At 44.4% G+C, this 20,462-nt stretch carries 14 protein-coding genes and 1 riboswitch; of the genes, 7 read left to right on the top strand and 7 right to left on the bottom strand.

Annotated features, from left to right (window positions below; genetic code table 11):
- The 6 genes from P9J64_00530 to P9J64_00555 form a co-directional block, all read right to left on the bottom strand.
- On the bottom strand, window positions 1–1,308 hold the full coding sequence (locus P9J64_00530; GenBank protein ID MDG5466799.1) for a DUF3596 domain-containing protein: 1,308 nt from the start codon (window positions 1,306–1,308) through the stop codon (window positions 1–3).
- 116 nt (window positions 1,309–1,424) lie between these two features.
- Entirely contained in the window at window positions 1,425–1,706 is a 282-nt protein-coding gene (locus P9J64_00535) for a helix-turn-helix domain-containing protein (protein ID MDG5466800.1), read from the bottom strand.
- A gap of 6 nt (window positions 1,707–1,712) precedes the next feature.
- Window positions 1,713–2,111 (bottom strand): hypothetical protein, encoded by a 399-nt coding sequence (locus P9J64_00540; protein MDG5466801.1) that lies wholly within the window; start codon window positions 2,109–2,111, stop codon window positions 1,713–1,715.
- Window positions 2,084–2,773, bottom strand: coding sequence for a replication protein (locus tag P9J64_00545; GenBank protein MDG5466802.1), 690 nt, complete (start codon window positions 2,771–2,773; stop codon window positions 2,084–2,086). Before P9J64_00545 ends, P9J64_00540 begins: the two co-directional genes overlap by 28 nt.
- Window positions 2,752–2,955, bottom strand: coding sequence for a helix-turn-helix transcriptional regulator (locus P9J64_00550; GenBank protein MDG5466803.1), 204 nt, complete (start codon window positions 2,953–2,955; stop codon window positions 2,752–2,754). Before P9J64_00550 ends, P9J64_00545 begins: the two co-directional genes overlap by 22 nt.
- Window positions 2,956–3,071: 116 nt before the next feature.
- Window positions 3,072–4,157 carry a hypothetical protein gene (locus tag P9J64_00555; GenBank protein MDG5466804.1) on the bottom strand — a complete coding sequence of 362 codons (1,086 nt, stop codon included), beginning with the start codon at window positions 4,155–4,157 and terminating at the stop codon, window positions 3,072–3,074.
- Between the two features lie 18 nt (window positions 4,158–4,175).
- Here P9J64_00555 and P9J64_00560 point away from each other — a divergent pair, with 18 nt between their 5' ends.
- Complete coding sequence (locus P9J64_00560) at window positions 4,176–4,700, top strand: hypothetical protein (protein ID MDG5466805.1); 525 nt, start codon at window positions 4,176–4,178, stop codon at window positions 4,698–4,700.
- A gap of 71 nt (window positions 4,701–4,771) precedes the next feature.
- Here P9J64_00560 and P9J64_00565 read toward each other — a convergent pair whose 3' ends face one another.
- Window positions 4,772–5,470 carry a recombinase family protein gene (locus P9J64_00565; protein MDG5466806.1) on the bottom strand — a complete coding sequence of 233 codons (699 nt, stop codon included), beginning with the start codon at window positions 5,468–5,470 and terminating at the stop codon, window positions 4,772–4,774.
- Window positions 5,471–6,037: 567 nt separating this feature from the next.
- A riboswitch (cyclic di-GMP riboswitch) is annotated at window positions 6,038–6,115 on the top strand.
- 100 nt (window positions 6,116–6,215) lie between these two features.
- On the opposite strand from P9J64_00565, the gene P9J64_00570 reads away from it, so the two are divergent.
- From P9J64_00570 to P9J64_00595, 6 genes are read left to right on the top strand one after another with little or no spacing between them, the layout of a single operon-like run.
- Window positions 6,216–6,857: a hypothetical protein gene (locus P9J64_00570; protein ID MDG5466807.1), complete on the top strand. Its 642-nt coding sequence runs from the start codon at window positions 6,216–6,218 to the stop codon at window positions 6,855–6,857.
- 11 nt (window positions 6,858–6,868) lie between these two features.
- Entirely contained in the window at window positions 6,869–17,584 is a 10,716-nt protein-coding gene (locus P9J64_00575) for an SBBP repeat-containing protein (protein MDG5466808.1), read from the top strand.
- 11 nt (window positions 17,585–17,595) lie between these two features.
- Entirely contained in the window at window positions 17,596–18,492 is an 897-nt protein-coding gene (locus P9J64_00580; protein MDG5466809.1) for a choice-of-anchor D domain-containing protein, read from the top strand.
- A gap of 11 nt (window positions 18,493–18,503) precedes the next feature.
- Window positions 18,504–18,902: a hypothetical protein gene (locus P9J64_00585; protein ID MDG5466810.1), complete on the top strand. Its 399-nt coding sequence runs from the start codon at window positions 18,504–18,506 to the stop codon at window positions 18,900–18,902.
- A gap of 24 nt (window positions 18,903–18,926) precedes the next feature.
- Entirely contained in the window at window positions 18,927–19,199 is a 273-nt protein-coding gene (locus P9J64_00590; protein ID MDG5466811.1) for a hypothetical protein, read from the top strand.
- Window positions 19,174–20,352: a hypothetical protein gene (locus tag P9J64_00595; GenBank protein MDG5466812.1), complete on the top strand. Its 1,179-nt coding sequence runs from the start codon at window positions 19,174–19,176 to the stop codon at window positions 20,350–20,352. The genes P9J64_00590 and P9J64_00595 overlap by 26 nt, the downstream gene beginning before the upstream one ends.
- The last annotated feature ends 110 nt before the right edge of the window (window positions 20,353–20,462 follow it).

Consider the following 20,462-nt stretch of genomic DNA (forward strand, 5'->3'; position numbering starts at 1 on the left):
CTATTTAACGAGCTGTAGTCGGTGACTTTCGCCAAAACTTTCGCCATCCTCGGTCATCCAGGCCAGGGTGGCGATGGTTTTTGGGCCTAAGAAGTCCCGCCCGAAATAGGCGAACAGGGCTGGAGCATCCAGCTCCAAGCCTTCAACGTAGTCCCCATACGTATCGTAAATCATCTTTTTTGAGCTGTGACCCATCAGTTTGACCAGTCGGTTGGGATCCATGCGCAGGGTCAAGGCCCAGGCCACATAGGAGTGACGCATGGTGTACGGCACTTTGTAATCCATCCCTGCGGCTTTAAACGCCCGTGTCCATGCATTGGATCGAAATGAGCCCTCATGGAAGGGGCGGTCGTTGGCCATAGTGAACACATAGTCGCCTTCCGTTTGTGCCAATGCATGGTCGAGGCGTTGTCGGATCGCTTGCGTGATTGGAATCCGTCGATGCCTATAAACGGTCTTGAGGCTTTCTTGGTCTTGGCCTTTGACCCGAGCATGGCGGATGATGATCTCATCGTTGGTCAGGTCCGTCCGTTTCAACCCCGCTACTTCTGAGGCAATCATCCCCGTCATGATCATGATCTCGGCAACCGGGTGGTAGTGTGGTTCCAGGTGTTCAAGCAGTTGCTGCCATTGTTCAAAACGAAAAACGGTCCGTTTGACTTTCCGGCTCTGAGGCAAATGCTTGTGCAGGTTGCGAAACGGATCGGGCAGATCCCAATGGTACTCGTCGCAAGCGTCCTCGAACAGGGTACGCAGCGGGATCAAAACGTTACGTGCCCAAGCCCGTGAGACCATCTCGCCTTTCTTTGGTTCTTTAAGGTAGCGCAATTGACCAATAAACTTGCGTACTTCCACTCGGTTTAACTGGTGAAAAGTCAGCTCGGCAAAGTACGGCCGGATGCGACCTTCAACGATCTTGCCATAGTCCCGTCGCTTGTTGGCCGATGGAAACGTGGCAACAACCTCATCAAGCCATGTGCCCAAATAATCCCCGATCAACACCTGGTGTGGCTTGGGTCGGTATTCTCTGCCTTCTTGTTTTGCGAACCAGTTCTTGTCCTTCTCGCTGGCATCTGGAAAGGCATCTTCAAACCGGAACGTACCTTCGTCGATCTTGTCCATGACCCGATCGAGCCACTCCCTCAGTACTGTTTTGTTCTCCGGGGTGTCTACTAGGCCGGTGGACCTTTCGATCCGTTTGCCCCGATAGCGAAAGTCTACATAGAGCTTGCGCGATCCCTTTTTGCGGGTGATCACCCCGCGTCTGGATTGTGTGGTAGCTATTTTCATATCAATGCGATTTTTCATTGCACGTATCCTTTCTAGCTACCTCAGCCCTCTATTCGGTTTTGTGTACGTGGTTGATTACCACCTCCTTTAGTAGAATCGTTTACTACCAAGGATAACCGAGTGAGTGCTTGACTTCAACGATAGTCGAGGTCGATTGTAGCCCCCTCCGAAGAGGGGGGCTTTGGGTTTAATGTCTGCGGGCCTATTTCGATCGAAGGGGTAATGTCTAGGCTGTCTGTCACTAACGACTGGATCAAGTCATTGCCCCAAGGAAAGCGAATGATCCGGTTGATTTTGAGATAATGTTGTCCTTGAATCAAATCGCCACTTTTCATCCACTCGAACACTGTTGTTCGGCTAATGCCTAGACGGTGAGCGAATTGCTCGATGGTCAGGAGTTCGTCAGTAGATTTCATAAAACCTCACGTTTGTTTTTTCTCGTTACAAGTTGTCTTGCCGTCCAATTCTTCAAGAAGTTGGTTAATCAACCGTTTGACTTGAAGCCTTTCCTCTGGCGTAGACTCTGGAATCGATGGTTCTATTCGACGCAGTGGTGGACGTGGGGGCAGTGCGTCAAAGAAATCCTGCGGTGCTGGCCAGCGCTTGCCTCTTCGGCATATACGAGTGAATGCGTGACGGATTCGCGGAACGTCAATCTCTTCGTCCGGATTGCCGAGTTCTCTGGCAATAACACTGACCCATGTTCGGACGGTATACTCTAAGACATCCCGTGCAGGTTGTCCGTCCATTGAAAGGGTGACGAGTAATTGAAAACCTTCTACAATTTCATCTTTTATCCAAGGGTGACTTTGTCTTGACATTTTAGGGCCTCCAGATCGGTTAGGGTTAATGCTCTTGTACTGGCTCTATCCGTTTGTTTCGATATCGATATAATTTCAACCTCCTTTCCTACGTCGTGAACTTCAAAAAAAGGGCTTTCTTTAGATTGTTTTATTTCTGCTTTATTTATAGTTCTGCCTGAGTGCAGAGGGCTATTTCTGCTCAACTGCCGAAGGGGCTTCTGCACCTTGTTAACGTTCTGCTCATTGGCAGAAACCATCCATGAAGCAGGAGAAGTCACGCTGTAATAGTTGCCATTGCTTGAGCGAGCTTTAAGGACGACTCCTTTGGTGATCAAACTTTTAATTGCCCGTTCAACCGATCGTTTTGAAATGCCTGTGGAGCTGCTCAGATATGAAAAGGGGAGAACACTTCGTTTTCTGTGGTATCCATGTGTCATCCGGATGATCAACAGCAATACGCAGATTTCCTCGTTACGAAACCGAGTACGGAATAGTGCCTCGAGTAAATTATTCTCTACTTGGGTGTAACCACTCGTTGGTTGATGTCTTTGGTCTTGAGCTTCCATGATTGCTGGTCCTTTCAATATGTTTTTGTCTCTAGGCGTCCACTCGTCACCATTAATCTTGCATTGCTGGAGATGTCCTTCTGCAAATCCCATCACTTTCTCGATGAGAAACATTCATCAGGTGATAGTTCCAGGATTTCCCCGATTGCTATGACTCGAGGGTCGTTTTCGCTCGGGTTTTCGATGCCGTTGAGAAGTTTAGATAGAGTCGAGGGGTGGATGCCGGCTTGCTGCGCAACAACGTAGTGCCGATTGTGGTGAAGCCGTAAGGTGTCTCTGAATTTTTTGCTGATCATCTCAATCTCCTATGCAGAATAATTATTCTTCTACATAAGGAAAAAGGGACAATAAGGGGGGGGAGCTTATTTTCTCATGCCGGTTTAGGCGAGATTAAGTAAGGTGGAGCGGATGTTCAATCGAGGTCTGTAGGCTGGTGTGCTCTGCTGGCCAGAAGGTCTAGAATTTCATGGTCATGAGTTTTTTCTCGCATACTACTAACAACATCCTGCTCGATGAAATGGAGAATTTCTGGGCAGGGGTCAATGCAAGTTGCATACGTCGGGCAGGTCTCACAGGTTTTATTCAGCTCGACCTTTCGGATTTCACGAATCTGAACGATTTTCTTGGGACTATAAGGAACCCCTTGGATTTTCTGAAATACACGGTAGAAACTCGTCTTAACCCAGTCAATATCTTTATTCATCTGCTTGGCTATCAGTGGAAAACTCATACGTGTTTTGCGGAGTTTCCAAACCTCAAGTTGTTCCCATGTCTCCTGCCTTATGCGACTGTTGTAAATGTCCCAGGGTTTCGCGAACATGTATGGGCATTCTTCAATACTTGTTGTTGCCCATTCAGCCTGAAGCCGTAGATCTAAATTCTGCACATCCTTTTGAGTCTCTATTGCATGATCTATGATCTCTGTGAATTGATCGATCATGTCAGCTCTTGGACGGCTGAGATCAATTTTCAATAAGCGTTCATGGTGATGTAGGTCCAAGTTGACCTGAGATCTGTATCGGAGATTATTTACTTTTATATTATTGCGGTCTTCAGGAGCTCTATCATGGCTGATGAGGTTTGGCGCCAACCCGTATTCAACAACTGCATCTTTATGGAACAGTCTGGGTAGCATTCGCTGTAGCTGTATTGAGGATAAGTCTTCAAGGTTTTTGGCGGGAGAGAGCAGGGTTAAAATTTCCTCCACGGGGATGCTGTTAAGTTGGGTCTCCCGTATAAACGATGGATTGATGTCGAATGGAAGTTTTTTATCAATTCCGCCGAAAAAGGGTTCTTCTCTTATAGCCATCAAGTCTGTACGCATAATGTAAGCTTGGTAATCTTCAGCAGCCAAGCGAAACTCTGGACATATTTCATAAGGGGCTTTTGTCAGTACCTCAACGAAATCCAAAAACTGAAAATTCTCTTTCAAAAGTGCTAGACGTAGTTCAGCTATAGATATCCGTTTGGCTGTAGGTATTTGTTTAGAAGATTTCATGAGATAAACGTCAATAAATTGACACTCAAACAGTGCGATGTTAATTTGTCAGATAAATACTTCCAATGGAGGGCAATCAAAATGTACTTCGAGAACGCGAGAAATGGTAGTGAAAAAACAGCAGATAAAGATTCTTTGCAGTTTGGTAGCGATTTGAACACTAGTCCAAAAGGTCGAAAAGAAAAAACAGACAAGCTTCTGAATTATCTAAGTAATCCAGAAAACCCATGGCTTGATCGCCAAACTCTCGCAACAGAGGTTCTCGGTTATAGTAAGCCACAATCGCTCTGGAACTTGTTTCAAGGATCTGAACTTGATGAAATCGAGAAGGAAGCTCTTGAGCTCAGGCGGCAACGTTGTTCAACGATCTCAGCCAAGGTCGATCAAGCTTTGTTGAAAAAGGCTCTTGAGGGTGACGTTAAGGCAATTAAACTCTACTACCAGCGCTACGAAAATTGGAGTGAGAGACAGATCCTGGATCATCAACTTGACGGGCCACCATTGATTACTATCACAAATTACAGCAACTCTGATCGTGATTGACAAATACTGGTATCGTCTGAAATCTCTCGCTCAAAATCTTCAATAATGAAAAAGCAATTTAGAATTTATTGCTAATTGTTTAATAAGGCCGCTTGCTTTGCTCGTTTGATAACATTTTTCACTGCCGACGCAGTCCATGACCCATGCTTGCCACTCGCTGTCAAAATCCCATTACGGTTCAATTCCTGAGCAATGCCTCTCAGTGTGTATTCCTTTTTTAAATATCGAAGAATTATTGGGTAGCGCTTCAAGGCGAAGTCAGTAGCTTTTTGAGATCTAATTGCTTGGCTATTCTCTAGCCCTTGTTTGCGTCCGAGATCTGATAAATTGTTGCGACCAAGTTTTGTTCCTCTTGCCTTTGCTGCTGCTAACGCCTCTTTGGTCCGTTTCGAGATCATTTCACGTTCGTGCTCAGCAACGGCTGCCAGAATATGGATTGTTAAACGGTTGGCTTGTGGAAAATCGCAAGCTACAAACTCAACCCCTGACTCCATAAGCGTGCTGATGAAATAAACATTTCGGGACAGACGGTCAAGTTTAGCAATTATCAGAGTTGCACCCGTTTCAAGGCATGACTCTATTGCTGATTGCAGTTGAGGCCTTTCATTCTTCTTGCCACTCTCGACCTCCAGGTATTCATGTATAAGCTCTCTCTTGTCTCTTGCCAGGAAACAATCGATGGCTTGGCGTTGTGCATCGATCCCTAAGCCACTTTTGCCTTGGCGATCTGTAGATACCCGCAAATAGCTAACGTATCTTTCTGGCATGATAGGTCTCCTGAATCTGAAGGGTGTACTATGTGGTTAAATGTTGGTTTAACTAAACTATACAAGATGGAAAATAAATATCAGTCGCTGTTGGTTTGAAAGGTAGTTAGGGTAGGGCATTTTGGGTTGTGTTTAATATGTTGATACATAGCAACCTGGCGCTAAAAGGGAGTGTCACTAATTGGTTTGATGTTCGTAGTAGTGGCAGTAGTAAGTGGTAGGGGTAGGGGTAGGGGTAGGGGTAGGGGTAGGGGGTCTTCAAGGTGGGCAGGAGTCCCGTTCCTCTTATCATTTAAAGATCAAGCCACAGAACTTTTTCTCTACAGAACTGGGGCTCCTATCGTGGTGTCACTATTAATATGCCCAGGTCGACCAATCCGGGCACCTCGTGCGGGGGATTTTTCTTAATTGCCAGTAAGGGTCCAGACTTTCAGATACTTTCATAACGGCCAAACGAAGTAATAGGATATTTAAGAACAATTATCTCTAAAAATAATGTTTTTAAAGCTGTGAGAGAATTGTGAGGCAAGCGTGCTATAGTGCAACATTGAGTTAGTTTAACAAATAGCTCTCCGATAAGAGCAAACCTGTCGTGAGGCAGGGGCGCAAAGCTAATGGGTCCCATGAGGGGACAGCCAGGCTGCCGAAGAGATTGCAACAGTCAATCTGGGTTAATTTGTACCCCATCTTCGGTCTTGGAGATGGGCTTTTTTGTTAGTGGAATGAAATTTGTTCCCAGGAGTTATCTATGCTTCGTGCCCTTAGTTTTATGCTTATATCTCATTTTTTGCTTCTATCTATTACGATCACGAATGGGTACTGTCAAAAAGGAGGCGTGGCTGCCGTTAAATCACTCGAAAGAAAGAATAGTAAAAATCAAAGCCGTGTCATTTTAAACAAAGACCGCGTTGTGATTAATCGCGGTACTCCCAAAGACATGTCGGCTGATGGGATTTATCTCTGGCTTGATAAGCAAGGTCTGTGGCAACTGCGGTGGCACGGTGAGCCAGGAAAGATGGTCTGGGTCCGATTTGAAGGTGAGAATGATGCAGGTGATGTGAATGTTATTGGTGAGAAAACGAAGTATTTTATCTCGAATGATATCTCACTCACTGTCATGGGCCTTTCTGATAGAAAATTACAGGGCATCTCATTTTCTAGCGATACGGAGTTCGCCATTTTGGATGCAAAGTGGGGCGATGATATTTCAAGCGAAATTCTCTTTCTAGGAGAAAGAAGCGCAATGTCGGAAGTGATTCCCTTAGGTTTATTCGCACCTTATTTCAAAGGGAAAAAAAAATCTTATAGTTCATTTGATGAATCAAAAATAAAACGAGACAAAATGGATGGTAGTAACAATGTAATGGCTAGTCCGAGGGGTGAAAAATGAACAGAAGCATAATGAGTATACTTCTCGAAAACAAGAACCTCATAGTAATTATAACTTTTTTATTTGTACATGTTTGTACCCCATTAGCACATTCAAAAGGCAAGCCTTTAGTTGACCCCAAAATTTCAAAAATTAATATAAATGAAGAATTACATTTGATTATCGAAATAAAGGGAGAGAATCAAAAATATAATGAACGTAGATATATTAATGATGATGAAAATAAAATAACAAAAAAGGAAATTAAAAGAAATATTGGTTTATTTAAAAAATGGTTACTAGATAATGATATTAATAAAGTTAAAATACTTTTTGAATATGATTTTATCCCATTCATAGAAATATCTGCCCCAAAGAGCGACTTAGATCTAATTTTACAATGTCCATATGTTTCATTAGTAGAGATCCCAGGAAAGCTAAAGCCTTTATTGCAAGAGAGTAAAAATCTTATTGGTGTAGATAAGGTTCATCAGCGGGGCTATACAGGTTCTGGTGTGGGGATTGCGATTATTGACTCTGGAATAGATCGGTGGCATTCAGATTTTCAGGGTAGGATTGTTGCTGAAGCATGTTTCGTTAGCTCTTATCCAGCATTAGGTGGATGCTCTGGAAATAAAGAAGTTGATTATGGTCCAGGTAGTGCAACTGACATTGATGGCCATGGTACAGGAGTAGCTGGAATTGCAGCTGGTGAAAATGGTATTGCACCTAGCTCAAATATCGTCGTAGCAAAAATAAATTCCGGTGATTGGAAAACATTTTATGAAATGAATGATATGACAAGGGCTTTGCAATGGATTTACTCAATCAAAAATGATCATAATATTAAAGTTGTTAACATTAGTTATGGTGGCCGTCTATCAAACACGTATTGTGATAATGATTTTGGTTTTGTGTCTCTCAATGCAGCTATTCAAACACTTGTCAATGACGATATTACGGTAGTCGTTGCCTCTGGTAACGACAGCAGTACTTCTGGGATTGATTATCCAGCTTGTTTCTCAAATGTCATTTCAGTCGGAAGTGTATACGATGAAGATGATCCATTGTCATCTTGTCCAGATCTAGGGTTTGAAGATAGCGTTTATTGTACAAGCAATTCGTCACCTATATTAGATTTGCTTGCCCCGGGGCATAAGATTTTTTCAGCATGGATTAGCCCAGGTGCAACATCCGTCCATTCGACTCAAACTCCATATTTGCATTCTTCAGGAACTTCTCTAGCAGCACCTCATGTCGCCGGTTTGGCGGCATTGCTTTATGAGCAAGGAGTCTATACTACTCCCTCTTCAATTGAGACGAGACTTAAACAAACTGGTGTTCCAGTAAATGATTCAAGGGCTGGAATTAATCAAGACTTCCCTAGAGTTAGCGCCACAAACGCATTAGATGATGGTAATGCCCCTTCTGTAAATGAAGTGATAAATTACAATCACTTCTATACCGATTTTGTTATTAAGTTTTCAGAACCAATGGATGAAGATTCATTTCCGGGCGGAATCTCTTTAAATGTTAATGGCCAACCACAAACTTTTACACTTCCATCTTCATCTTACAATTCAGCTACATATGCATTAACTATAGATCCTGATCAAGTTTTTAGCTATTCAGACCTTATTGAACTGAGTATTTCAGGTGTAAACGACTGGGCTGGCCACACGATGGCTGCACCGTATGTTCATACTGTCAATATGCCCTCTAATACTGTTCCTAGCTCTATAGATTTGTCAGTCTCTCTATCCCCGGACCCTGCTGATCCATACGAAGTTGTCACAGTGTCAGGAACAGCCTACTACGATATTGGCACTCCAGTCTTGTCAGGATCAATTTCTACTACAGTAGGTGGCGTTACAAAAAGCAGCATTATCACTAATGGTCTGTTTGAGCTCACTATTTATGCCCCGGCTTCTACTCAATCAGTAACTTTAGATGCCGTGGCAATAGATACAAACTTAACTGCTTCATTAGATAAAACTCTTAATGTTGACCCTAATGGCTCTTCTCAGGATGCTTATTACTCGTTAAGAAGCGGGACATCAAATACCGACATAATTTGGGATTATGATGCTGGGCAGTGGACTTGGAATCCGAGAAGTGTTTTTTCTACAAGTGAAAATGATATGAGTACTATCGTTTCTATTGATTCAATGGATATATCAAGAACATTAGGCACGAGAGTATACTTCACACATCCCGACGGTACTCCTTTTAGTTGGTCAAGTGGTGATTTTGAAGGCCTATCTTACGTAGAGGGTGGTTGTTCAAAGTCTTGGTCTGGGTGTGGATGGTCTCCTGGTCACTTAATAAAGGGTTCCTATCCTGAGTCTCATCCCGGTAAATACACAACAAGAATCAAGTTTAATGAAAACTTTGGGGGTGGGTGGTATCGGGTTGCGACACACCAATACGTTATTGGTTTCGATTTTCAACAACACAGGATGGCTGAAAATGTTGTCGATGGCAATCCACAGAATGTTAAAAACTCATTTACCATTGGGGAATCCATTTACTCGTGGGCGAGAATTAATGATGTAGCCCAGCCAATTGATTATAAATGGGAGTATTACAAGCCTGACGGAAGCAAGTTCGATAGCAGAGATGGACACATTACTTCTGATGAATATTCTTTGCCGTCTTCATTTAGAATGTGGGATTCATTTATGTCCGGCAGCTATTGGCCTGCTGATTTTGAAGGTGCATGTGGTAATTGGAAGGTAAAGTTCAAGATAAAAAATCCTTCATCAGGTGTTTTTGAAGAATACTATGAGGATGTCTTCAATGTCACTGAAAGTGAGCCGCCAAGCCTTTATTTTCATAATGTATATCCCTCAATAGACGGTAATTTAATAATTTACGATGGCAACAAGGTTCGTGGTGAACTTGAAGAAAATTATTCAATAAGGATGGGTGGAAACTTTAGTGATAATCTTAGAGTTGAAAAGATAATTTATTTCTGGAATGACGGATCAATACATAGTCTTGAATTTGATCGTCAGGACTTCACGCCACAGAATAATTTTATCTACCATGATAATCGTTGGTCTCATCATCATGAAATTCCCCCCATTAACGGTGTCTCCCAGGTTGAGTTTTGGGCAGAAGTATGGGATTCCTGCGGCAACAAATATGAGAGTGAACATAGAACCGAAACCATCAAACCTGAAACCGTATCTATTCCGTCTCTTGATGTCTCGTTATTCTCTGTTAAACCAGGCGAACAAGTCCATTTGGTGGGTTCTGGGAGCACAACCTCACAAGAACATAATGTTGAATATCGTTTTGACTACGGAGATGGGACTCAATCCGCTTGGGGGGCCGCAGAAATTGATCATTCTTGGCCAACAAATGGCCATTTCCCTGTAAAAGTTCAAGCCCGGTGTCAGGTTCATACTCATAGAGAATCTTCTTGGTCTAATGCCATTTACATCCTTGTTGATAATAGTGGCCCAGAGATAACAAACGTTATCATCAACGACGATGAAGCTGCTACGGCATCCTCAAATGTTCAATTAACTCTAACTTGCAGTGATGACGGTTTTGCAAGTTGCTCAGAAATGCAATTGAGCAATGACAATACTAATTGGTCTGCAGCAGAACCCTATTCAGCAATTAAAGAGTGGACACTTTCTTCAGGAGACGGGACAAAAACTGTTTTTGTAAAGTTTGCAGATGGCAATGGCAACTGGAGTGTGGCCGCCACAGACACAATTGATCTTGACACAACAATTCCAACCGGGTCGATTGTCATTGATGGTGATGCAGCATATGCTACGAGTTCCTCTGTTACATTGTCGTTGAGCTGTACAGACAGTGGCAGTGGTTGCGCTGAAATGCAGTTTAGTAATGACAATACGACTTGGACGACCCCAGAGCCGTATGTAGCATCTAAACCATGGACTTTGACCAGCGAAGGGGAACAAGTTGTTTACGTTCAATTTAAGGACAGTTTAGAAAATTGGACTATTGCCTACAGTGACTCCATATTTGTGGATACGATTCCTCCTGATGTTACCGCCAGTCCTGGTAGTGGTATCCACCTTGTCAAGCAATGGGTAAGTCTGTCTGCAAGTGAAGGCAGCACGATTTATTACACCTTGGATGGGGTTGATCCAACAACGTCCTCATCAATTTACACCCAGCCCTTACTCCTCGAGGGCAGCACTGTTCTAAAGTATTATGTTGTTGATTTAGCAGGGCTCCAAAGCCCTATTAAAACAGACATGTATGAATTTAATCATGTCCCTGTTTGGTCAGATCTCTCTGGTAGCTATTCTGATGATTTTGTGTATGGGGTAGTGCAGGATAGTGAAGGCAACCTTTTTGTTGCAGGTTACACAAGCGGTAGTGTTGAAGGCCAACAAAACCTTGGCGGGAAAGACATTCTCTTAGTCAAGTACGATCCGTTTGGAGAAAGACTTTGGACTAAGCAGTATGGCTCCAATAAAAACGATGTAGCCAATGATATTGCCTTGGATGCAAACGGAGACATTATTCTCGTCGGTACGACTTCAGGTGATATTAATTCGCAGGTTAATTCAGGAGGAGGATATTATGGATCTGATGGCTTTGTAATGAAGTTAGATCCAGAAGGAAGCCTTCGTTGGTCTGATTTAATAGGAACTGTTGAAGATGAAGATGTCGTTGGCGTTTCCTTAGATTCTGTAGGGAAAATTTTTGTAGTTGGTCATACTTCGGGAGTTTTCCCGGGGGAAGTGAGCGCGGGCGGCGGAGATTATTTTATTGCTAACTATTCTGTAGATGGAACTCGACTTTGGTTGCATCAATACGGCACCGATAGAAGAGAAAATGCTTTCGATATAACTCTTGATAACAATAACGAGCCCATAGTGACAGGGTTTACTGATGGTGCTTTTAGTGGCTTTGTCAACGCAGGACGTGGAGATATTTATGTTGCTAAGCACACCAATTCTGGTGAGGTTGTGTGGAGAGACCAGTTGGGCGCATGGGGTTCAGAACTCCCTTTTGCGGTAAATGTAGACCATCAAAATCAAATATATGTCGCTGGAGTTGTTGGGCCAGGTCCTGAAGGTTTGGATGGCAATCCTTCTGGAGTTGGCTCAGATGCGTTTTTGATTAAATACGATCAAGAGGGTTTGCGTCTTTGGACTAAGCAGTATGACACCGGCGCTAGTGATACAGGGCGAGATCTTTATATAGATGGAAACGATGATATTTACCTACTTGGTTACACTACCGGTAAATTTGACGGTCAAGTCAGTACTGGATTAGACATATTTTTACATAAAATCAAAGCAAACGGAGAGATCGATTGGACCGGGCAACTAGGCTCTGGAGGTGAGTATCCATACAGCCTTTTGATGAATACTTACGGTGAAATAATCATTGCTGGCAGCTCCAAAGCTTATTCTTTTGATGGTTCGATTAATCAGGGGAATTATGACTATTTCATTGTATCGTTGGCACAAGACAAAATGAAAAACTTTTGGTCAAAACATATCAATGGCACTCCAGAAAATGACGACGGTCAAGCGGTTGCAAAATCTAACGATGGAAGTATTTTGATTGCTGGCAATACTAACGGAGATTTTACAGGTGTTGGGAGTTCGCTTGGTGGAACTGATGCATTTTTAGTTAAAGTAGACATTGGCACAAGGAGTAACCATTGGTCTGTCCAGATTGGGTCTGATCAAGATGATAGTGCTGAAGGTGTTGCAGTTGATGAAGCTGGAAATAGCTATGTTGTTGGATCAACCACCGGGAGTGTGAGTGGGGATGCAAATCTTGGATTAAATGATGTCTATTTAATGAAGCTTGATTCCACTGGCGGGGTTGTATGGACACGTCAAATTGGATGCTCACAAGCTGATATAGGCCGATCCGTTGCTGTAGACAGTTTTGGAAATGTCATTATAACAGGTTATTCTTATGGTGATTTCGATGGGATTGTCTCAAATGGTAATTCAGATTTTTTCATTGCAAAATATGATTCGTCTGGAAATAAGTTGTGGTCTAAGTTGTTAGGGACAACATCCAACGATTTAGGCTTTGATGTTGTTTTAGATGATTTAGACAATATATACCTGACGGGAATCACAGATGGGCCATTAGATGGCAATACGCCTTTGGGAATGACGGATGTTTTTGTCACTAAATACGACCCTATAGGGAATTGGGTTTGGACTCAACAGGTAGGCAGCAATAGAAGAGAGCAAGCAAATTCTATTGCTTACGATGGTGTTGGACAAAGTGTGTATGTGGTTGGACTAGCAATGCGTTCAAGTTTTGATGGCAACATTTCACACGGAGGTAATGACGGATTTATTGTTAAGTTTGATTTGAACGGTAACAAGTTATGGTCTCAACAAATTGGAACACCTGCTTCAGAAGATACTCACGATATTGCTATAGACAGTGAAGGTAACCCAATTATTACAGGATATGCTTCTGGGGTCGGAGGAAGAGATATTTATTTGCAAAAGTTTGATGCAAGCGGGGCTAATCTTTGGTACCAGAAAATAGGTTCTCCGGGGTTTGATGAGTCGCCTGCAATGATTCACGAAGGAGGAAGTCTTTTTCTTGTGGGAACAGTGGCTGATAATTTGTATGGAGATTTTAATCAGGGTTTAAATGATGTTTTTCTTGCTCGTGTGACGCCACCAAGCTCTGGAACAATTTTAATAAATGATGGCGCTACGTATGTCAATGATCTGAACATTCAATTAGCTTTAACATGTAATGATTGTACTGAAATGGCCTTTTCTGAAGATGGTGTTGCTTACAGCCCATCGGAGTTGTTTAGCTTAACACGGGACTGGACTTTAGAGTCAGGTGACGGACTAAAGACTCTATATGTTAAGTTTAGTAACAGTAATGGAGGATGGAGTGAACCTATAGGCACTCAAGTCTATTTAGATACTGTGGCGCCGACATCAATAAGTTCTCCAATTGGTGCAGTATACAGTGAGCCATTAAATATTAGGTTAAAAACACAAAGGTATGCTGCACAAATTTATTACACCCTTGATGGAAGTACCCCCACATCATCATCTGAATTATTTGACCTTTATTCTGATATTTATATTACATCCTCAACAACTGTGAAATTTTTTGCGGTTGATTCCGTAGGAAATCAAGAACCCGTCAATATAGAAGAATATATTATTGATTCAGCAATGCCTACCGGGACAGTTGTAGTCAATTCATCAAATAGCCTGACTAATTCCTACGATGTTCAATTGAGTTTGAATGCATCTGACGACAATTCAGTCGTATCAATGCAGTTCAGTAATGATGGCCTCGAATGGTCGACTGAAGAGGGCTACGCATCTACAAAAGATTGGTCGTTAGGCTTTGGCGATGGCACGAAAACGGTCTATGCACGTTTCAAGGATGTTGCAGGCAATTGGTCATCCTCTGTGTCCGATACTATTGAACTCGATACATTGCAACCCAATGGGGACGTCGTTATTAACAATGACGACGATGCAACGAGTCAAACGACAGTTGCTCTTGCTTTGTCAGCGGCAGATAACAATAGCGTCATCCAAATGAAGTTTAGCAATAATGGGGTTGATTGGTCTGTGCCTGAGCCCTATGCTTTAACAAAAGATTGGACAATTGAAGGCGCTGATGGTGTTAAAACGGTATATGTTCAGTTTGAAGATGGTGCGGGGAATTGGTCCTCCTCAGTTGTTGATTCAATTGAACTCAAAACGGGTGCACCTGTAACCATCGTGAGTCCGGAGGCTGGAAGCTACTTGCTCAGGCAGTGGGTGGCCCTCGAAACTGAACCAGGTGCTACAATCTACTACACCCTGGATGGCTCGACACCTGATCAGGCTTCTCCTCAATATTCAGCCCCCATTCTTATTGATGAGACAAAAACACTGAAATATTTTGCTATCTCTTCTGTTGGAGTCGCTGAGTCCATTCAGATTTCCAGTTATGTCATTGACCCCTTTGCTGGATGGACAAAACAGTTTGGATCCGATTCAGAAGACACCATTGAAGCCACCGCATATGGGTTGAACGGTGATGTCTATGCTGTAGGTGTGTCCACTGGCTCAGTTCATGGGCAATCCAACACCGGTGGCAGAGACGTCCTGCTGGTGAAGTACAACTCTGCTGGATTGGCCCAGTGGACTAGACAGGTTGGTGGGACAACAGATGAGTATGCTTGGGAGATTGCAGTTGATGAAGATGGGAATCCTGTTGTTGCCGCTGAAACTTTGGGGGCTATAGGTGGTGCGTCAAGTGCTGGCGGGAATGATTGTTTCTTGGTTAAATACGATACAGGCGGCAACTTGATTTGGACACAACAGGTTGGTTCCTCAAACCATGATTTCATTGCTGGGTTAGCTATTGATCCAACAGGTCAGGTCTACTTAGCCGGAGTCACAGACGGAAGCTTTGACAGCAATCCAGTCATTGGTGGCCAGGATTATTTCCTGGTGAAGTTTGATTCTGATGGTAATCAACTTTGGGCAAAGCAATATGGTTCTGTTCAAGATGATGTTGCAACAGATTTAAAGATTACATCGGCAGGGGAGTTATTGCTGTCAGGTTTCACTGACGGGACATTATCAGGTGAATCCTCTTCTGGTGGTGTAGATAGTTTCCTCATCAAATATAACGGCGATGGGCAATTAATCTGGAATCAACAGTTTGGGACCTCCGGCAACGATACGGCCAATGCTTTAGCTGCGATACAAGGTTCTATAGCTGTTGCAGGAACGACCAGAGGAGCTTTCAGTGGCTTTAGCAACTCCGGTGGAATGGATGCCTATGTTCTGCTTTTTGATCCTCTCGGCAACGCTCAGTGGGTATATCAGAGTGGCTCTGGCACCAATGATGTTATCTCAGATGTCTCGATGGATAGCGGTGGAAATGTTTATTTTGTTGGCAGTACCAGTGGAGAAGTGAGTGGGTATGTCAATGCCGGTGGAGAAGATGTTCTCATTGGAAAACTGGATTCCTCCGGTTCAGAAAAATGGTTGAAGCTGGCCGGTTCGTCAGAAAACGATTACGGCGCCAGCATTGTGAGCGATGAGCTTGGAAAACTTGTGCTAGGTGGGGCCTCCGGTGGTGGCATCGATGGACATTCGTCTTTAGGTGGTTTAGACGCTTATCTCGTAAGTGTCCCCCGAGACACATATGTTATTTCAGTTTCATCGTCGTCTGGAGGAAGTGTTTCATTACCAGGAGCCCAAGTTTACAATCAAGGAGATACTCCGAACTTTGTTTTCATCCCAGACGTTTCATACGGTGTGGTAGATGTCAAAGTTGATGGAATGTCTCAGGGTGTGTCGAATAGCCATACCTTTAGCGCACTTGGTTCCGACCACACGTTGTATGTTGAGTTCGCAGATGTCAACGATGCTCCAGAAATCACTTCGACGGCTAAAACTCTTGCAGCTGTCAATGCAACTTATAGTTATTCTGTAGTTGCTTCAGACCTCGATACGGGGGATACATTGACCTTGAGTGCCACAACTCTGCCGGCGTGGTTAACTTTTGATGTGGGGACCGGTCTTCTCTCCGGGGTGCCGTCAGTTGAGGATGTTGGCAATCACAGTGTCACTCTTCAGGTGAGTGATGATAATTTAAACGGCACCCAGGATTTTGTCATCAATGTTCTCTCAAACAATAGTGCTCCTCTAGCGTCTAGTGACGTTTACGACGTCGACCTTGGGCAATCTATTGCTGTAGGTGCTCCAGGAGTTTTAAATAATGACATTGATGCCGATGAACATACTATGAGCGCTGTTCTAGCCAGCGGCCCCGCTTATGCTAGTAGCTTTACCTTGAATGCCGATGGCAGTTTCAGCTATCAACATGATGGTTCGCTTTCGGGGAATGATAGTTTCAGTTACAAGTCATATGATGAAATGGCATTGTCAAACGCAGCCAATGTTGTTTTGAGGTTGCATACAATGTCGGAAGCGGATCGGGAAATCTCTGTTTCACCTGATCGATACTTGTTCGGTGAGGAGACATTGAACGATTGCAACAACAGTCGCCCGGTTAGCTTTATCGTGAAAAATTCCGGCCCACCTGAGCGGACGCTGGGCAGCCTAGCATTGGCTGGCTACGATTCCACTGAATACGCCATTGTTAATGATAACTGCTCTGGTCAGACGTTGGTTGAGGATGGCACCTGTACGGTAGATGTAAAGTTCTGCCCAAGTTCGGTCGGATCCAAGTCAGCAATCCTTGAGATCCCGTCCGATGATCCTGAGACCCCTGTGCTTGTGGCCTCCCTGTATAACCATGAAGATATTGGTGAAGAAGCAGCGAGGCGGATGCCTCCTGTGCTCGAAACCCTGAGTATCCCGGCCCAGATGACCGGTGGTACACCTTACACCCTGACCTGGTCGATGCTCGGTTACGATCCGAACTATTATGTCTACATTGCTTTCTTTGATTGCAGCGGCCTAGCGGCCGGGACCTGTGGTGACAGCTATGGCAGCATGTTTGAAGCTTCCAGCCGTCTGTCGCCTGTCAGTGTCGAGCCGGGCGACTGGATTTACGATGGCGAGGCGTCGCAGCGTTTCAACTTCAACTATGAGTTTACGCCACCAGCGGTGAGTAGTAATAAGGATATCGTGATTCGCTTTTATCGTATGAGCCAGAGTGATCTCGATGCAGGGCGAAGGAGTCTTTCCCTACTGATCCCAGGAAACCTGCCAGATGCCAACTATTACGATGATGAGGGCCGCCGCTTGCAGGCCCAGATCGTGCCATAAGGAGGGATGTCATGGTTTGCTTACTTGTCAAGATCCTCATTTGTTCTGTTATCCTGGCCCCTTCTCTGGTTTTTGCAGTTGATTCGGCTCAGGATGCCGATTTAACCATCAATCCTATAGTGATCCAGTACAAGCAACTCCAGTTGAGTACCACCTCGGCAGCATCGACGTTTACGATTACTAACATGGGCGTCTCAGACCGGACTGTGAGTACTGTGAGCCTGGCTGGAGTTGATGCCAACGAGTTCGTAATCGGCACGCATAGTTGTTCGGCGGCAACTCTGTCTTCAGGACAAAGTTGTGATGTACCGGTAAGCTTTGCCCCTAAAACCCGAGGAACCAAGAATGCCGAGTTGAGGATTAGCACGGATGACAGTGAAACGCCCGTATTGACCGCTTATGTAACCAATTACACTAGTGCTATCGTTGAGGCTCAGCGACGTTTGCCGCCAGTACTGGCGACCAACAGCCTGCCGGAGTCGATGCAGGCCAGCAATGAATACACTTTGTCTTGGACCTTGGAAGGTTACCACGACAGCTACTATTCATACGCAGTGTTGTTTGACTGCACGGGAGAGACGGATTGCGGTGCATTTTATTCCGATGCGTCGAAGTTTGCCGAATCTGGACCTCTTTCACCAGCTTCAGTCACGCAAGGGAACTGGACCTATCATGGTGCAGCAACCAAGCTGCACACTTATGAATGGAACTTTACCGTGCCAGTGAATCGTGCTGACAGCAGCGCCTGGGATGTTGTCGGGACTGATATCGTACTGCGCATCTATCGTAAAAGCGACATTGACAATGAGCGGGCTAGTAGCAGCGTGTCCTTATTAATCCCGGGGAATCAGTCGGACCGTTACTACGATACTGCAGGCCGGCGCCTGCTGAAGACGATTGTCCCTTAAGGAGAACGATTATGTATATCCGTGCGAGTGTTGTTATCACCTTGGTGCTGGCTCTGCTTTGCGTAGCCTTGCCCGGTTTAGCCTCCAAGGGAGGTCAGAAGAGCCTGGGGAAGGTAAAACAATTACGTGCAGCTACTGTTGAGGATGGAATCCAGCTGTCTTGGCAGTCGGTCGATAAAAGTGATGGTTATCGTATCTTCCATGTTCAGGGTAAAGAAGTTAGCGTCAATGTCGACTCTGTTGAAGTTGGAGAAGGCCAGACGAGTTACCTTTTTGTAACCGATAGCACACAGACGTTTAGTTTTGCTGTGGCGGCTTTGAATGGGAGCGAAGTTGGTCCACTATCGCCACGAGTGACGGTGAAGGGTAATAATTCTACGGGGAATACCCGTAGTGATACTGGGATTTGATTTGAAGGAGTGGGAGTTGAAGTTATGAAAAATAAGAAACTAGGATGTCACGAAAATGAGGTCCCTCAGGTTGTAAAACCTGATGAGCAGTTGGTTGACGAAGAGCGCCGCGCGGCGATGAAAAAATATGCAAAATATACCGTTGGTACCGCGGTTGGCGTCCTTCTTCTGATGTCACCTCAAACCTCGGCCGTTGCCGCCAGCGATGGTGGACCATTTGGCCCGAGCCAGTTCTTTTATCCCGATGGCACCCCTAAACAATTTAATCCCGATGGCACCCCAAAATTACCTTATTGATGGCGATTTAGAAAAGGGGAAGGCTAGGCAATGCCTGCAGATCAATCCGGAGCTGTCACTTTTCCTGTTTGACGACGAGTCCATCCTCTATTCTAAACGCAGCCAGCGTCTGTTAGGCCTTGATTTCACTGCGACAGGCATGCTTTTAAAGCTTGCTGAAGGTGTGACAGTCGACTCTCTGGCTTCTGAGCTTACTCTCAATTCCGCTGACTATGAGCAGGTAATGACCCTGGCTGCCATTCTAGGCGGTTGTGAATCGGAGGCGGGGTACTATCGACAAGAACCTGTCTGCCCCAAAACGGTCTCTACCGATCTACATGACGGACCTTTCTACCAGCTCCTCACGACAATCTTCACGATTGAATGCTCTGACAAAGATCTCCGTGCACGTCTTCATGATGAAATTGCACATCTTCAAGTTGTTCCTAATCAACATCCATCGCTTGTGATCTCCTTGTCCCCTGTAGGAGGTCGCTGGATATTAAGTTTCAATGGTGCTGCGCAGAGTGACGAGGTCTTGCCAGAAAAGAACCTTCTTACTTTATTGCTAGGGCGCCTGCGTATGTTTGTCTTTCACCAGTTGCCATACCTGCTGACATTACACGCTGCTGCCGTAACCAACGGTCAGCAGACCTTGGTCTTCCCAGGAGTGTCGGGCTCGGGAAAAAGTACGCTTGCAGCCAGTTTGCTTGCCAAAGGTTTTACGCTGGTTGCAGATGAAATTGTTATTTTCAGTGATAGCAGTAGTGTTTGTCCAGTCCCACTCGGGATAGGTGTTAAAGAGGGAAGTTGGTCTGTTCTCCAAAAAGACTACCCTGAGATCTTGTCACAACCTGAGCATTATCGTTGGGATCAGTTGAGAGTTCGCTATCTTGGCGATGGTCAGGTTAAGTTCGCAAATAATGAAATAGATAATACGGACTTCTTTTTTTTCTTCCCATCATACGCCCCAGATTCAATCGGAGAGTACAAACGTATTAGCACAGTAAATGCTTTGTGGCGATTGAATCATGCCGGGTACCAAGTCCGCTACCTAGATGATGAAAACGTTCCCCAGATTATTGATTTGTTGAGCTGCAATCGCGCTTATGAGCTATCATACTCATCTTCAGAAGAAGCTTTTATGCTCATCAATTCGATTTTAGCTGAATGATCGGCAGAGGATTGTCAGGACAGGATACATTGTTGAGCGCCTTGTCGATATTATTTGAAAAAATTTGGTCTTTCTATGATGGGCAGTGAAGTAGAAATAATTGTAGCTGA

The organism is Deltaproteobacteria bacterium IMCC39524 (genome assembly GCA_029667085.1).
GTDB lineage: Bacteria > Desulfobacterota > Desulfuromonadia > Desulfuromonadales > BM103 > M0040.

What these genes read in the sequence shown, in the direction of transcription:
- P9J64_00535 (MDG5466800.1), bottom strand. Translation starts at nt 1,706, where the DNA reads ATGAAATCTACTGACGAACTCCTGACCATCGAGCAATTCGCTCACCGT.
- P9J64_00530 (MDG5466799.1), bottom strand. Translation starts at nt 1,308, where the DNA reads ATGAAAAATCGCATTGATATGAAAATAGCTACCACACAATCCAGACGC.
- P9J64_00545 (MDG5466802.1), bottom strand. Translation starts at nt 2,773, where the DNA reads ATGTTTCTCATCGAGAAAGTGATGGGATTTGCAGAAGGACATCTCCAG.
- P9J64_00575 (MDG5466808.1), top strand. Translation starts at nt 6,869, where the DNA reads ATGAGTATACTTCTCGAAAACAAGAACCTCATAGTAATTATAACTTTT.
- P9J64_00550 (MDG5466803.1), bottom strand. Translation starts at nt 2,955, where the DNA reads ATGATCAGCAAAAAATTCAGAGACACCTTACGGCTTCACCACAATCGG.
- P9J64_00570 (MDG5466807.1), top strand. Translation starts at nt 6,216, where the DNA reads ATGCTTCGTGCCCTTAGTTTTATGCTTATATCTCATTTTTTGCTTCTA.
- P9J64_00585 (MDG5466810.1), top strand. Translation starts at nt 18,504, where the DNA reads ATGTATATCCGTGCGAGTGTTGTTATCACCTTGGTGCTGGCTCTGCTT.
- P9J64_00555 (MDG5466804.1), bottom strand. Translation starts at nt 4,157, where the DNA reads ATGAAATCTTCTAAACAAATACCTACAGCCAAACGGATATCTATAGCT.
- P9J64_00580 (MDG5466809.1), top strand. Translation starts at nt 17,596, where the DNA reads ATGGTTTGCTTACTTGTCAAGATCCTCATTTGTTCTGTTATCCTGGCC.
- P9J64_00595 (MDG5466812.1), top strand. Translation starts at nt 19,174, where the DNA reads ATGGCACCCCAAAATTACCTTATTGATGGCGATTTAGAAAAGGGGAAG.
- P9J64_00590 (MDG5466811.1), top strand. Translation starts at nt 18,927, where the DNA reads ATGAAAAATAAGAAACTAGGATGTCACGAAAATGAGGTCCCTCAGGTT.
- P9J64_00540 (MDG5466801.1), bottom strand. Translation starts at nt 2,111, where the DNA reads ATGTCAAGACAAAGTCACCCTTGGATAAAAGATGAAATTGTAGAAGGT.